Genomic DNA, 14114 nt, shown 5'->3' with positions numbered 1-14114 from the left:
GATGTCCCCTTTCGTGCAGTAAATGCAGCCCCATTATCCCGTATGGAGGGGGCAACTGCGAAACCGCCCAGGTTGGGGGTGTCGGATGCCCCGTCCGGATGCTCCGCAGAACGCGGTTCCACGGGCCTCCGGCGCCCCGCATCGATCACGGCGGGGTCCAGTCGTAGCCGTCGATCCACCACGTGTAGTACAGCCAGACCCACTGCAACCCGACGAACGCGACGACGACGGCCACGCGGTACACCCGCGACCGCGGCAGCGCCACGATGCCGAGCAGCGGTGCGATCGGCACGAGGATGCGCCAGGTGCTCGACTGCGGGAAGAACACCGCGAGCAGGTACACCAGGTACGCCACGCCCCAGAGTCGGAGCTCGATGCCGATCCGGCGTGCGGCCGGCATGCACACGAACGCCGCGAACCCGACGAGCACGACGACGAGCAGCACCGTGCCGGCCGGCTGCCCGAACCACCACCCGAACCCCTGCACCCACGGCGCGAACGGCACGAGTTCCTTCCACCCGATGTACGACGACCGCCAGGCGAGCTCGGTGTCCGTGTAGGCCTTCGGCACCCCGGTCACCGCCCACGCGATCGCCGGCCATGCCAGACCGACCAGACCCGACACCGTGGCGACCACCGCGGGTGGGACGAGCCGGCGGAGGGTCAGCGGTTCCGACGAGCGCACCCACGCCGGGAGGATCGCCCACGCGGCCACGAAGAGCACCACCAGGAACGCGAAGGCGAGCCCCGTCGGTCGGGTCATGCCGAGCAGGAGCACGACGGGCAGCATCGCCCACCACCGTCGATCCACCATGAGCAGCAGCGCGACGAGCAGCAGGAACAGGCCCATCGACTCCGCGTAGGCCACCTGGAACATCGCCGACACCGGTGCGACACAGAACAGCACCGTGGCGAACGTCGCCCGTGCGGGGTCGAGGAACCGTCCCATGAGGCGGCGGAACACCAGCGCGGCCCCGAGTCCGGCGAGCAACGACACCGAGACCGCGACGAACTCGAACGACGCTCCGGTGAGCAGCGTGAGCGCGCGCACCAGGAACGGGTATGCGGGCATGAACGCCCACGCGTTCTCGGTCACGTGTCCGGCGGCGTCGACGGGCAGCGTCGACGGGTACCCGCCCGTGGCGATCACGCGGTACCAGGCGCCGTCCCAGATCGACGCGAACGACAGGTAGCCCGGGCTCTGCACGGTGAACGAGTTCGCCGCCTGCACGCGGGCCAACGCGAGCATCATGGCGCCCGTGACGAGCCGCGCCAGCACGTACACGACCGTGATGCGCACCCACCACGGGACGACCCGGTACCGGGCCCGCCAGCGATTCCGGGCAGGGGTCCTCCGGGTGGCCCCCGCCGTCGTCAGGCCGTCAGCCACCGACGCAGCCCGGCCTCGACCGCGGTGATCTGCGCGACCGGGACCTGCTCGTCGTCGTGGTGGGCGAAGACCGGCTCGCCGGGGCCGTAGTTGACCGCGGGGACCCCGAGCGCCGAGAAGCGTGCGACGTCGGTCCAGCCGTACTTCGGACGGGGCTCCGGTCCGCCGACGGCCGCGACGAAGTCCTGCGCGAGCGGGGCGTCGAGTCCGGGGCGGGCACCGGCGGCGAGGTCGACGATCGTGACCTCGTACCCGTCGAACAGCTCGCGGATGTGGGCGACGGCTTCGTCGGCCGAGCGCGAGGGGGCGAACCGGTAGTTCACGTGCACCATCGCCTCGTCGGGGATGATGTTGCCCGCGATGCCGCCGCTGATGCCGACCGCGTTCAGGCCTTCGCGGTACTCGAGCCCGTCGACCGTGACGGTGCGGGGCTCGTAGGCGGCCAGGGTGGCCAGGATCGGGGCGGTCTTGTGGATCGCGTTGTCACCGATCCAGCTCCGGGCGCTGTGCGATCGCTTGCCGAACGTGCGGATCTCGGCGCGGAGGTTGCCGTTGCACCCGCCCTCGATCTGCGCCCCGGACGGCTCGCCCAGGATCGCGAAGTCGGCGGTGAGGAGTTCGGGTCGCGTCCGGGCCAGGCGGCCGAGGCCGTTCAGGGCGTCGCTGACCTCCTCGTGGTCGTACCAGACCCACGTGACGTCGACCGAGGGGTCGACCAGGTCGTACGCCAGCTTGAGCTGCACCGCGCAGCCGGCCTTCATGTCGACGGTGCCGCGGCCCCAGAGGATCTCGGTGCCGTCCTCGGTGGTCCGGAACTCGGTCGGCAGGTTGTCGTTGAGCGGCACCGTGTCGATGTGACCGGCGATGACGACCCGGCGGTCACGGCCCAGGTTCGTCCGCGCCACGATCGCGTCGCCGTCGCGGATCACCTCGAGGTGCGGCAGCGGTGCGAGCACGGCCTCGATCGCGTCGGCGAGGGCCTGCTCGTTCCCGGACACCGACTCGATGTCGCAGATGGCACGGGTGATGTCGATGGACGAGGCGGTGAGGTCGAGGTGCTCCGGCATGCGGGCAGCCTACCGGCCGCCCCTCGCACCGCCCCGGCAGTCCGGACGGTCGGGAACCCAACCGCCCCGGCAGTCGGGACGGTCGGCGACCCCACCGCCCAGGCCGTCCGGCCGGACGGTGCCCGCCGACGGCCGCTCGGTACCCTGGAGCCGTGACCGACACGACTGCCACCGACCGCCCGACCCACGCCTGGGGCCACGGCCTCGCGACGATCGCCGCCGACGGCACGACGCTCGACACCTGGTACCCGGAGACGCACCTCGGGGCGCTGCCCGCCGGCGCCGTGTTCCCCGCCGAGCTGCAGGCGCACGTCGGGGACGACCCCCGCCGTGAGGTCCGGATCGAGGCCGTCACCACCGAGATCACGATCGACGCCGCTCCGACGAGCACCCCGGACGCGTACCTCCGCCTGCACCTGCTGAGCCACCTGCGGGTCCGCCCGAACGAGGTCTCCCTCGACGGCGTCTTCGGCCACCTGCCGATCGTCGCGTGGACGAACGCCGGCCCGGTGCACCCCGAGTCCCTGACGCGCCTGCGCCCGTCCCTGCAGCGCGCCGGCATCGCCGTGCACGCCATCGACAAGTTCCCGCGCCTGCTCGACTACGTCGTGCCGGACCGCGTCCGCATCGGCGACGCCAACCGCGTCCGCCTCGGCGCACACCTGGCGCCGGGCACCACCGTCATGCACGAGGGCTTCGTCAACTTCAACGCCGGCACCCTCGGTGACGCCATGATCGAGGGCCGCGTCTCGCAGGGCGTCGTCGTCGGCAACGGCACCGACATCGGCGGCGGCGCCTCGATCATGGGCACGCTCTCCGGCGGCGGCACGCACCGTGTCTCGCTCGGCGAGCGCGCGCTGCTCGGCGCGAACGCGGGCCTCGGCATCTCGCTCGGTGACGACTCCGTCATCGAGGCCGGTCTCTACGTCACGGCCGGCACGAAGGTGGTGCTGGTCGGCGCGGCACCGAACCCCGACGGCACCCCGAAGACCGTCAAGGCCGCGGAGCTCTCCGGCACCCCGAACATCCTGTTCCGCCGCAATAGCATCAGCGGCGCCGTCGAGGCACTGCAGCGCAAGGGCGAGGGCATCCAGCTGAACACCGCGCTGCACGCGTAGCACCCGAGGGCTCCCCTGCCTGATATTTCTTTTCTTGCACGTCACGTTTCACCTCGGTACGGTGAGGTCAGCGTGCACTGTCGCGGCGCTACGAGCCAAGGGGAGAACATGTCACTTCGCACCACCGGCATCACGCTCGGGGCGACCGTCGCGATCATCGCGTCGAGCGTGCTCGTCGCGCCGTCCGCGCAAGCAGTCGACCGGTCCGCGCCCAGCAGCGCGGCCGGTCAGTCGACAGCACAACCGCAGACGGACGTCACGCCGGAGCAACTGGACGTCGCCGTCGCTGAAGCCCGCGCCAGCGGGTACGTCATCGACGAGCAGATCGGGCGTGACGGCGCGCGCACGACCACCATCGAGCTGGGAGACGGCTTCTCGTTCGACATCGTGCAGGGCGATCCTCGAGCTCGTCTCGGTGCGGGCAGCGACAAGTACGGAACCTACGTCTCCTTCAACGCCACTGATCAGTCCGCGATCATCAGCGGTGCTGGCTGGGCGCTGGGCGCAGGTGTCTGCGCCATCAGCGCCGGGACGTTCTGCGTGGTGGCCGGAGCGATCATCGCCGCCGCGACGTGGGCAGTGACCACCAACGGGATCCGATGCGGATCGAAGTCCCTCCGTATCTACCCCTTCAACGGCTCACGGAATCCCCGATGTGTGTGAGGCCACGACCGGTCGGAGTCAGCTGATGCAGGTACTCGTCGCGACCGCCGTCAGCATCTGCCTGGTGGCGTTCGCCGTCGTCGTCACGACGTCTCCAGCGACGGCAGGACTGTGGACGAGCAACGCTCTGGGGACGGTCGCGCTCTTCGCAGCGATCCTGATCACCGGGACCGCGATCCGGCATCACCGGAAGCGGCCCTGAAACGATGCCTGGAGGCCCGGTGCCGGTCCGCGAGACCGGCACCGGGCCTCCTTTCCGTGACTTGGTGAGCAGCAGTGGTCGGGTCCTCTCGCAGGACCCGACCATTGCTGCTCACCAAGCGCGCTAGCTGTCGTTCCCGGGGACGTCGCGCTCGGGTGCACCCACGTAGAGCTGCTGCGGGCGACCGATCTTGTTGAGCGGGTCGTTGTTCAGCTCGCGCCACTGGGCGATCCAGCCCGGCAGGCGACCGATGGCGAACAGGACGGTGAACATCCGCGGCGGGAAGCCCATTGCCTTGTAGATGATGCCGGTGTAGAAGTCGACGTTCGGGTAGAGCTTGCGGCTGACGAAGTACTCGTCCTCGAGCGCGATCTGCTCGAGTTCCATCGCGATGTCCAGCAGGTCGTCCTGCACGCCGAGGGACTCGAGGACCTCGTGCGCGGACTCCTTGACGAGCTTCGCGCGCGGGTCGTAGTTCTTGTAGACGCGGTGCCCGAAGCCCATGAGCTTGACGCCCTGCTCCTTGTTCTTCACCCGCTCGACGAAGCGCGTGACGGGCTCGCCCGAGTCCTTGATCTGCTGGAGCATCTCGAGCACGGCCTCGTTCGCACCGCCGTGCAGCGGGCCGTACAGGGCGTTGATGCCGGCCGAGATCGAGGCGAACATGTTCGCCTTCGTCGAGCCGACCATGCGCACCGTCGAGGTCGAGGCGTTCTGCTCGTGGTCCTCGTGCAGGATGAGGAGCCGCTCGAGCGCCTTCGAGAGCACCGGGTTGGGCTTGTAGGTCTCGGCCATGGTGCCGAAGTTCAGCCGCAGGAAGTTGTCGACGAACGACAGCGAGTTGTCCGGGTACAGGAACGCCTGCCCGATGGCCTTCTTGTGGGCGTACGCCGCGATGACCGGGAGCTTGGCGAGGAGCCGGACGGTCTGCAGCTCGACCTTCTCGGGGTCGTCCACGTCCATGTCGTCCTCGTAGTACGTGGACAGGGCGCTGACGGCGCTCGAGAGCACGGACATCGGGTGCGCCGAGTGCGGCAGGGCGTCGAACAGGCGGCGGAGGTCTTCATGCAGCAGGGTGTGCCGACGGATGCGGGCGTCGAACTGCTCGAGCTCGGTGGCGGTCGGCAGCTCGCCGTAGATCAGGAGCCACGCGACCTCGAGGAACGTGCAGTTCCCGGCGATCTGGTCGATCGGGTACCCGCGGTAGCGCAGGATCCCCTGGTCGCCGTCGATGTAGGTGATCGCGCTCTTCGTCGCACCGGTGTTCACGAACCCGTAGTCGAGCGTGTTCATCCCGGTCTGCTTCTTGAAGGTCGAGATGTCGATCGCGGACGCGCCGTCGACGCTCTGCAGGATCGGGAACTCCGCCGTGCCACCCGGGAACGTCAGCGTCGCGGTCGCGCCCTGCTGTTCGGCGGCGGGACTCACGGGGACGGGCGTGGTGGGCGGTGTGGCCGTCTTCTGAGCGTCATTGGCAGTGTCAGTCACGAGGACAGCCTAATCGCGGCACCTGTCGGTCGTGCACACATCCCAGGTGACGATTTGGTGGTTCCCAGGGATTGCGGGCACCACCGGAACGACTCGTGTCCGTGCTACGCGGTGCCGAGGCGACGGCTGCTCGCCAGTCGCTGCGACGCTGCGGCGATGCGCTCGTCGGTCGCCGTCAGGGCCACGCGGACGTGCTCGCCCCCCGCTGCGCCGTAGAACGTGCCCGGTGCGACGAGGATCCCGCGGTCGGCGAGCCAGGCCACGGTGTCGAGTGCGGGTTCGCCCCGGGTGGCCCAGAGGTAGAGCCCGGCCTCGCTGTGGTCGATCCGGAACCCGGCATCCTCGAGTGCTCGCCGGAGCATGTTCCGTCGCGCGCGGTAGCGGGCCTTCTGCTGCTGCACGTGGGTCTCGTCCTGGAGCGCGACGACCATGGCCTGCTGCACAGGCAGCGGCGGCATGAGCCCGGCGTGCTTCCGGACGGCCAGGACGTCGGCCAGGATCGCGGCGTCACCGGCGACGAAGGCCGCACGGTAGCCGGCGAGGTTCGACTGCTTCGACAGCGAGTACACGCTCAGCACGCCGTCGAGCGAGTCGCCGACGACCCGGGGGTCGAGGATCGTGGGCGTCGGCGTGGTGGCGTACTCCGGCTCCCACCCGAGCTCGGCGTAGCACTCGTCGCCGACGATGACGGCTCCGAGCTCGCGGGCGCGCACCACGGCGGCACGGAGCTCGTCGATCGTCAGCACGCGGCCGTCCGGGTTGCCCGGGGAGTTCAGCCACACCAGCTTCGTGGTCGACGGCCACGCTGCCGGGTCGTCCGAGGCCAGGGCATCGGCGCGGACCAGTGCGGCGCCGAGCTCGTACGTCGGGTACGCGGCGGCCGGGAACACCACGGTGTCACCGGGCCCGATGCCGAGCCAGAGCGCCAGGCCCGCGATGAACTCCTTCGAGCCGATCGTCGGCAGCGCGTTCGCCTCGGTCAGGGCGACGCTGTGCCGGCGGCCGTACCAGTCGGCGATGGCCTGCCGCAGCGCCGGGGTGCCGGCGACCTGCGGGTAGGCGTGCGCGTCGGTCGCGGTGGCCAGGGCGGTGCGGACGACCTCGGGCGTGGGGTCGACGGGCGATCCGACGCTGAGGTCGACGATGCCGCCCTCGTACGCCGCGGCGCGCTGCTTGAACGGGACGAGCTGGTCCCAGGGGAAGTCGGGGAGGTCGAGCGCCACGAGGGGTCCGGTCAGCCGCGGACGGGCTCGGCCGCGACGACGGGGTGGTCCTTGTGGATCACGCCGACCTTCGCAGCGCCACCGGGCGACCCGACCTCGTCGAAGAACTCGACGTTGGCCTTGTAGTAGTCGGCCCACTGGTCGGGCAGGTCGTCCTCGTAGTAGATGGCCTCGACGGGGCAGACCGGCTCACACGCACCGCAGTCGACGCACTCGTCGGGGTGGATGTAGAGCGAGCGGTCACCCTCGTAGATGCAGTCGACCGGGCATTCGTCGATGCAGGCACGGTCCTTGACGTCGACACAGGGCTGGGCGATCACGTAGGTCACGGTTCGGGTGCTCCCTTCGACGAGCGGGTTCGAGTCTACTCGCGGCCCGGGGCCGTCCGGGACCGCAGCCCCGACAGGTCCGGCCACGCGAGGACCAGGGCGGCGATCACCGCGGGGGCGAACGTCCACACGTACCCGGCCGCGTTGGCGAGGACGAGCGGCGAGCTCTCCCCGCCGACCGACACGAGCACCTGCGTCGCGACGAGGATCCCGATGCCGATCGCGGCGACCATCGTCCGCGAGCGGTAGACGAGCCGCACGCCCACGGTCAGGCCGAGCACGATGAGGGTGGTGATGACGAGTCCGACCGGGAACGCGCCGAGCGTCTGCTGGTGCGTGACCGTCCCGAGCCCGCCGGCGAGCAGCCCGAGCAGCAGCGAGACGACGACCGCCGCGGCCTTGCCCTGGCCGGACATCTCCGCGTAGGTCTGCGGGGCCGCCGGCTGCGGGGCCGCGTCGTGCCGGAACGCCTCGACCGCCGGGGCGTGCTGCCGGACGCCGTGCGGCATCACCCACGACAGGGCACTCGGGTCGGCGGGGTCCACGGGGTCGACAGCGACCTGGGAGCGGTACTGCTCGACGGCCGCCCGCACCTTCGCCCGGACCGGCATGACGTCGACCGTGACGTCGGCCTGACCGCTGGCGGGGTCGACGATCATCGAGAACGGGACCTCTTCGGCACGGGCCGCGTACTGCGCCGCGTGGTGCATCCGCACGTGGTCGGGATGCCCGTAGCCGCCGTCGTCGGCGTAGCTGATCACGGCGTCGGCACCGGTGGAGCGGATCGCGGCACGGACGTCGTCCACGACCTCGCCCAGGTCCGCCGCTGTCAGCGAGTCGGCCGGGGCGTCCTCCGCGGCGATGGCCCGGCCGTCCGGTCCCCACTGCATGCCCGAGTCGACGTAGCGACGCTCCGGCAGGTCGGTCGGCCGGGCACCGCGCCCGCCGAGCCACAGGTGCCGCGGCCCGCCGAGGGCGGCGAGGGCCGCGGAGATCTCGGTCTCCCGGTGCCGTGCCACCCGCGCGGGGTCCCCGGCCAGCGGGGCCAGCTGCTCCGTGAGCATCTCGCCGCGCTCGCCCCGGGTCGCGGTGAGCACGGTCACCTCGGCGCCGCGCTCGAGCAGGGTCGCGATGGTCCCGCCCGACGAGAGCGTCTCGTCGTCGGGGTGGGCGTGCACGATCAGGACGCGCTCCGGGCGCGTGGCGGGGGCCTTCGACATCGTCCCCAAGGGTACGGGACTAGCGGGGCGTGACGATGTAGGTCGCCGTGACGCCGCCGCTGTCCTTGGTCTCCGAGAAGGTCAGGACGACGCGGTAGGCGTCGCTCCGGAACATGCCGAACGCGCTCGACGAGTCCGCACGCTTCGCCGACTCGGTGTACCCGGCGTCGGTGAGCTGTTGCACGGCGGCCTGGAAGTCGTCGACCGAGGCCGCCCGGACCTGCGCGACCCACCCGGAGCCGTTCGGGCCGGCTCCCCCGCCGAGCACGGTGCCGTCGACGAGCGGGACGTCGGCCGACGGGAACCCGTCCGGCACCTTCCCGTCGGAGGTGACGTCCGCGCCCTTGAGCGCCGTGTCGAGCGCGCCGTCGATGCCACCGGCGACCGAGGACATGCCGTCCTGGATCGCCTTGCCGTCGATGCCCGCGACCCCGTCGGCGACGTTCGACGCGACGGAGGACCCGAGGTCGGTGGCCTGCTGCACGGCCTGGGTCGAGCAGCCGGTGAGTCCGGCCAGGGCGATGCCTGCAGCGACGGCGGCGATCAGCGGGGTACGGAGGGAACGCATGGCGCGACCGTAACGGACGAGCCGGGAGGCCCGGCGCGAGTTGGCTGTGAACGTGCCGTCCCCGGGGCGGTCACGTGCGCGGCGGGGCCGCCCCGGGCCTCCTTCCCGACGGACGGTTCAGGCGACGTAGGCGCGCGTCGCCGCGACCAGGGCGTCGACGCCGACCGGGATCGCGGTCTCGGCCTGCGGCGCGTAGAACGGCGAGTGGTTGCTCGGGATCTCCTCGCCGCGGCGGAAGCGCTCCGGGTCGGTGATGCCCGTGAACCAGTACACGAGCGGCGCTCCGGCGGCGGTGGCGAGCTGGCCGACGTCCTCCGACGCCATGGCGAGCCCGATCTCGAGGTCGCGGGCTCCCGGCACCTCGGCGCGGATGGCCTCGAGCACGGTGGCGGCGGCCTCGGCGTCGTTCACGGTGACCTCGGCACCCGGCGCGCGCACGATCGTCGGCTCGGACAGGCCTCCGGCCGTGCTCTCGGCCCGGACGATGCGCTCGATCGAGGCGATGATGCGCTGGCGGGTCTCCTCATTGCGGGCCCGGGTCGAGATCTCGATCACGGCCTCGTCGGGGATGATGTTCGCCCGCGTGCCGGCGTGGAAGCTGCCGACGGTGACGACCCCCGCGTCGCTCGGCGAGACCTCGCGGGCGACGACCGTCTGCAGCCGCACGACGGCCGAGGCCGCGGTGACGACCGGGTCGAGCGAGGCCTGCGGCGCAGAACCGTGCGCCCCACGGCCGTTGAAGGTCACCGTCAGCCGGTCGCTCGACGCCATCACGGGGCCGGTGCCGACCGCGACGATGCCGACCGGTGCGGGTGCGGAGTGCTGCCCGAGCACGACGTCCGGCTTCGGGAACCGCTCGACCAGGCCGTCCTCGACCATCGCGCGGGCGCCGGAGATGACCTCTTCAGCAGGCTGGAAGACGGCGACGACCGTGCCGCGCCAGTCCCCCGTGGTGGCGACCAGGCGCTCCAGCGTGCCGAGCAGCCACGTGACGTGGATGTCGTGGCCGCAGGCGTGCATGGTCGGGACCTCGCGGCCCTCGTCGTCGGTGCCGACGTGCTCGCTGGCGTAGGACAGGCCGGTGCGTTCCTGCACGGGCAGGCCGTCCATGTCGGCGCGGAGCCAGACCACCGGTCCCTCGCCGTTCGACACGACACCGACGACGCCGGTGCCGCCGACGCCCGTCGTCACCTCGATCCCGCCGATCTCGGCGAGCTTCGCAGTGATGACACCGGCGGTGCGGTGCTCCTGGAAGCCGAGCTCCGGGTGGGCGTGCAGGTCCTGGTAGATCGAGAGCAGGTCGAGAGTCACGCTGACCACGGTACAACCGCGAACGGCCCGGCCACCTGTTGCAGGTGACCGGGCCGTCGGACGGAGGACGGGCCTCCGCGGGTGTTGCTGCTGGTGCTTACGCGTCCTGGCGCTTGAGACGCGCGTAGGAGCGCTGGCGAGCCGACGCGTCCAGCTCGACCTTGCGGATGCGCACGGCGGCGGGGGTGACCTCGACGCACTCGTCCTCACGGGCGAACTCGAGGCACTCCTCCAACGAGAGCTGACGCGACGGCGTCATCGACTCGAACGTGTCGGCGTTCGCCGACCGCATGTTGGTGAGCTTCTTCTCCTTGGTGATGTTCACGTCCATGTCGTCGGCGCGCGAGTTCTCGCCGATGACCATGCCCTCGTAGACCTCTTCGGTCGGGTTGACGAAGAACGACATCCGCTCCTGGAGGTTCGTGATGGCGAACGGCGTCACCACACCGGAGCGGTCGGAGACGATCGAGCCGTTGATGCGGGTCTGGATCGCGCCGGCCCACTCGTCGTAGCCGTGGAAGATCGCGTTGGCGATGCCGGTGCCGCGGGTCTCGGTGAGGAAGGACGTGCGGAAGCCGATCAGGCCGCGCGACGGGACGATGAACTCCATGCGAACCCAGCCCGTGCCGTGGTTCGTCATGTTCTCCATGCGGCCCTTGCGAGCGGCCATGAGCTGCGTGATCGCGCCGAGGTACTCCTCCGGCGTGTCGATCGTCATGTGCTCGTACGGCTCCTGCAGCTTGCCGTTCTCGTCACGCTTCGTGACCACCTGCGGCTTGCCGACGGTGAGCTCGAAGCCCTCGCGACGCATCTGCTCGACCAGGATGGCGAGTGCGAGCTCACCACGACCCTGGACCTCCCACGCGTCGGGGCGGCCGATGTCGAGGACCTTGAGCGAGACGTTGCCGACGAGCTCGCGGTCGAGGCGCTCCTTGACCATGCGGGCGGTCAGCTTGTGGCCCTTGACCTTGCCGACGAGCGGGCTGGTGTTCGTGCCGATCGTCATCGAGATCGCCGGGTCGTCGACCGTGATGGTCGGCAGCGGGCGGACGTCCTCGGGGTCGGTCAGGGTCTCGCCGATGGTGATCGTGTCGAAGCCGGCGACGGCGACGATGTCACCGGGGCCCGCCGACTCGGCCGGGTAGCGGTCGAGCGCCTTCGTGATGAGGAGCTCGGTGATGCGGGCGTTGACGACGGTGCCGTCGTGCTTGACCCACGCGACCGTCTGGCCCTTCTTCATGGTGCCGTGGAAGATGCGCAGGAGCGCCAGGCGACCGAGGAACGGGGAGGCGTCGAGGTTCGTGACGTGCGCCTGCAGCGGGTGCTCGTCGTCGTACTTCGGGGCCGGGACGTGCTGGAGGATCGCTTCGAACAGCGGCTCGAGGTCGTCGTTGTCGGGCAGCTCGCCGTCGTTCGGCTTGTTGCGCGACGCGGCGCCGTTGCGACCCGAGGCGTAGACCACCGGGACGTCGAGGATCGCGTCGAGGTCGAGGTCGTCGACCTCGTCCGACAGGTCGGAGGCGAGGCCGAGGAGCAGGTCCTGGGACTCGGAGACGACCTCGTCGATGCGGGAGTCGGGCCGGTCCGTCTTGTTGACGAGCAGGATCACCGGGAGCTTCGCGGCGAGCGCCTTGCGCAGCACGAAGCGGGTCTGGGGCAGGGGACCTTCGGAGGCGTCGACGAGCAGCACGACACCGTCGACCATGGAGAGGCCGCGCTCGACCTCACCACCGAAGTCGGCGTGGCCGGGCGTGTCGATCACGTTGATGGTGATGGGGCCGTCCGCGCCGAACTCGGTCGCGTGCTTGCCGTTGTAGAGCACCGACGTGTTCTTCGCGAGGATCGTGATGCCCTTCTCGCGCTCGAGGTCGTTCGAGTCCATCATGCGGTCTTCGCCCTCGAAGTGGGCGTCGAACGAGTTGGTCTGCGTGAGCATCGCGTCGACGAGGGTGGTCTTGCCGTGGTCGACGTGTGCCACGATGGCGACGTTGCGCAGGTCGGACCGGGTGGCGAGCGCCATACAGGACATCCTTCAATTTCTGGGAGAGTGTCGGGCCAGTGTTTTCACAGCACCGCACCCGTGGGCAGAACGCCCGACACGCCAGTCTACCGGTAGTTCGCAAGCGACAGGAGTACAGCGCATGAGCCGTCGGCGAACGTGGGTCGAGATCGCCATCGTCCTGCTGCTCTCGCTCGGCGCCAGCGCCCTCTACTCGATCCTGCAGATCATCGACGACCTGTCCCAGACGACCCCGCTCGGCGAGCAGTCGACGGCGCTGAACACCTCGTCGACGACGGTGCAGTACGTCGACCTCGCCCGGCAGCTCCTCGGCATCGCGGTGGACCTGGCCCCGGTGGCGCTCGTCTGCTACCTCCTGTGGAGCACGTCGCGACCGCACCTGGGCCGGCTCGGGATCGACCGGTTCCGGGCGAAGCCGGACCTGGGCGGCCCGGCGCTCATCGCCCTGTGCATCGGGATCCCGGGGCTCGCGCTGTACTTCGCGGGGCGGGCGCTCGGCATCACGGTCGCGGTCGACCCCGCCGCGCTGAACTCGTACTGGTGGACGGTCCCGGTCCTGCTGCTGTCCGCGATCCGCTCGGGCCTGCAGGAAGAGGTGATCGTGATCGGGTACCTCTACGCCCGTCTCGGCGACCTCGGGTGGGGCCGCTGGCAGATGATCTTGTCGACCGCCCTGCTGCGCGGCAGCTACCACCTGTACCAGGGGTTCGGCGCGTTCATCGGCAACGCGGTGATGGGCATCGTGTTCGGCTGGATCTACACGAGGTGGGGCCGACTCCTGCCGCTCGTCATCACGCACGCCCTGCTCGACGCGGTGGTCTTCGTCGGGTACCCCTGGGTGGCGCACGCGTTCCCGCAGTTGTTCTCGTAGGCCGCGGAGCGCATCCACAGCCCCCGCACAGCGCGCCGAGGGGCAACCACCGCCGGCCCGCCCTACCGTGAGACCCATGAGCATCCCCGCGATCGGCGAGTCCGCCCCGTCGTTCACCCTGCCGGGGATGGTCGTGCGCGGCGGCGTCCGCTCGGACGACGAGTACGACCTGTCCGCCGAGATCGGCCGCACCGTGGTGCTGGCCTTCTACCCGGGCGACGCGACGGCGGTCTGCACGGCCCAGCTCTGCAGCTACCAGGCCGAACTCGACGAGTTCACCGACCTCGGCGCGACGGTGTGGGGCATCAGCCCGCAGGCACTCGACTCGCACGAGGGGTTCGCCCGCGGGTCCTCGCTCGCGTTCCCGTTGCTCAGCGACACCGCGGGCTCGGTGATCCGCGCCTACGGGGTGCAGGCACCGGGCATCGGCCTGCGTCGGTCGGTCTTCGTGATCGGCCCCGACGGCGTGGTCCGGTGGCGACACGTCGGCCTGGTCGGCCTGCGGTTCCCGAAGGCCGAGACCATCCGCGAACAGATCGAACTGCTCGTTTCCTAGCCCCCGGCGTGGGATTCCCCTGAATGCGTCGCGATGGGGTATTGACACCCCAACTGGGGGCGACGACCATTGACGGCACGAGGGTCCG

At 70.5% G+C, this 14114-nt stretch carries 14 protein-coding genes; 5 read left to right on the top strand and 9 right to left on the bottom strand.

All coding sequences use genetic code 11. From position 1 onward, the window contains the following. Positions 1-145: 145 nt before the first annotated feature. Both DEJ19_RS04960 and dapE read right to left on the bottom strand, forming a co-directional pair. Positions 146-1390 carry a hypothetical protein gene (locus tag DEJ19_RS04960; protein ID WP_111233329.1) on the bottom strand — a complete coding sequence of 415 codons (1245 nt, stop codon included), beginning with the start codon at positions 1388-1390 and terminating at the stop codon, positions 146-148. Continuing rightward, positions 1375-2457, bottom strand: a complete 1083-nt coding sequence (gene dapE / locus DEJ19_RS04955) for a succinyl-diaminopimelate desuccinylase (protein WP_071404160.1) — start codon at positions 2455-2457, stop codon at positions 1375-1377. The genes DEJ19_RS04960 and dapE overlap by 16 nt, the downstream gene beginning before the upstream one ends. 152 nt (positions 2458-2609) lie before the next feature. Here dapE and dapD point away from each other — a divergent pair, with 152 nt between their 5' ends. From dapD to DEJ19_RS04940, 3 genes are all read left to right on the top strand, one after another. Next, on the top strand, positions 2610-3575 hold the full coding sequence (gene dapD, locus DEJ19_RS04950) for a 2,3,4,5-tetrahydropyridine-2,6-dicarboxylate N-succinyltransferase (RefSeq protein WP_111233330.1): 966 nt from the start codon (positions 2610-2612) through the stop codon (positions 3573-3575). 108 nt (positions 3576-3683) lie between these two features. Then, entirely contained in the window at positions 3684-4238 is a 555-nt protein-coding gene (locus tag DEJ19_RS04945) for a hypothetical protein (protein ID WP_111094749.1), read from the top strand. A 25-nt stretch (positions 4239-4263) separates the two neighbouring features. After that, the gene (locus DEJ19_RS04940; RefSeq protein WP_163343370.1) at positions 4264-4440 is read left to right on the top strand and encodes a hypothetical protein; all 177 of its coding nucleotides are present in this window, start codon (positions 4264-4266) and stop codon (positions 4438-4440) included. 123 nt (positions 4441-4563) lie between these two features. Here DEJ19_RS04940 and DEJ19_RS04935 read toward each other — a convergent pair whose 3' ends face one another. From DEJ19_RS04935 to typA, 7 genes are all read right to left on the bottom strand, one after another. Beyond that, on the bottom strand, positions 4564-5868 hold the full coding sequence (locus DEJ19_RS04935; protein WP_111233331.1) for a citrate synthase: 1305 nt from the start codon (positions 5866-5868) through the stop codon (positions 4564-4566). Between the two features lie 164 nt (positions 5869-6032). Continuing rightward, complete coding sequence (gene dapC / locus DEJ19_RS04930; protein WP_181441539.1) at positions 6033-7151, bottom strand: succinyldiaminopimelate transaminase; 1119 nt, start codon at positions 7149-7151, stop codon at positions 6033-6035. A gap of 11 nt (positions 7152-7162) precedes the next feature. Beyond that, a complete protein-coding gene (gene fdxA / locus DEJ19_RS04925; protein ID WP_017887060.1) occupies positions 7163-7480 on the bottom strand; it encodes a ferredoxin in 318 nt (105 codons plus the stop codon). Positions 7481-7515: 35 nt separating this feature from the next. Next, complete coding sequence (locus DEJ19_RS04920) at positions 7516-8700, bottom strand: PIG-L family deacetylase (RefSeq protein ID WP_111233332.1); 1185 nt, start codon at positions 8698-8700, stop codon at positions 7516-7518. A gap of 19 nt (positions 8701-8719) precedes the next feature. Then, the gene (locus tag DEJ19_RS04915) at positions 8720-9268 is read right to left on the bottom strand and encodes a hypothetical protein (RefSeq protein WP_071404165.1); all 549 of its coding nucleotides are present in this window, start codon (positions 9266-9268) and stop codon (positions 8720-8722) included. Positions 9269-9385: 117 nt separating this feature from the next. Further along, positions 9386-10579 carry an amidohydrolase gene (locus DEJ19_RS04910; protein ID WP_027464563.1) on the bottom strand — a complete coding sequence of 398 codons (1194 nt, stop codon included), beginning with the start codon at positions 10577-10579 and terminating at the stop codon, positions 9386-9388. Positions 10580-10676: 97 nt separating this feature from the next. After that, positions 10677-12599: a translational GTPase TypA gene (typA, locus tag DEJ19_RS04905; protein ID WP_027464562.1), complete on the bottom strand. Its 1923-nt coding sequence runs from the start codon at positions 12597-12599 to the stop codon at positions 10677-10679. Between the two features lie 121 nt (positions 12600-12720). Between typA and DEJ19_RS04900 the strand changes: the two genes are divergently transcribed. Together DEJ19_RS04900 and DEJ19_RS04895 are read left to right on the top strand one after the other, a co-directional pair. Beyond that, positions 12721-13470 (top strand): CPBP family intramembrane glutamic endopeptidase, encoded by a 750-nt coding sequence (locus tag DEJ19_RS04900; RefSeq protein WP_111233333.1) that lies wholly within the window; start codon positions 12721-12723, stop codon positions 13468-13470. Positions 13471-13546: 76 nt separating this feature from the next. Then, positions 13547-14026 (top strand): peroxiredoxin, encoded by a 480-nt coding sequence (locus DEJ19_RS04895; RefSeq protein WP_071404167.1) that lies wholly within the window; start codon positions 13547-13549, stop codon positions 14024-14026. Positions 14027-14114: the final 88 nt, after the last annotated feature.

It is taken from the genome of Curtobacterium sp. MCSS17_016 (genome assembly GCF_003234255.2).
GTDB lineage: Bacteria > Actinomycetota > Actinomycetes > Actinomycetales > Microbacteriaceae > Curtobacterium > Curtobacterium flaccumfaciens.
The sequence above is the reverse complement of the archived record's forward strand: the minus strand, read 5'-3'. Positions and strand labels throughout refer to the sequence as shown.

Excerpts from the sequence above, each read along its gene's own strand:
- dapE (WP_071404160.1), bottom strand. The coding sequence starts at position 2,457 with ATGCCGGAGCACCTCGACCTCACCGCCTCGTCCATCGACATCACCCGT.
- DEJ19_RS04920 (WP_111233332.1), bottom strand. The coding sequence starts at position 8,700 with ATGTCGAAGGCCCCCGCCACGCGCCCGGAGCGCGTCCTGATCGTGCAC.
- DEJ19_RS04900 (WP_111233333.1), top strand. The coding sequence starts at position 12,721 with ATGAGCCGTCGGCGAACGTGGGTCGAGATCGCCATCGTCCTGCTGCTC.
- DEJ19_RS04940 (WP_163343370.1), top strand. The coding sequence starts at position 4,264 with ATGCAGGTACTCGTCGCGACCGCCGTCAGCATCTGCCTGGTGGCGTTC.
- DEJ19_RS04915 (WP_071404165.1), bottom strand. The coding sequence starts at position 9,268 with ATGCGTTCCCTCCGTACCCCGCTGATCGCCGCCGTCGCTGCAGGCATC.
- typA (WP_027464562.1), bottom strand. The coding sequence starts at position 12,599 with ATGGCGCTCGCCACCCGGTCCGACCTGCGCAACGTCGCCATCGTGGCA.
- DEJ19_RS04895 (WP_071404167.1), top strand. The coding sequence starts at position 13,547 with ATGAGCATCCCCGCGATCGGCGAGTCCGCCCCGTCGTTCACCCTGCCG.
- DEJ19_RS04945 (WP_111094749.1), top strand. The coding sequence starts at position 3,684 with ATGTCACTTCGCACCACCGGCATCACGCTCGGGGCGACCGTCGCGATC.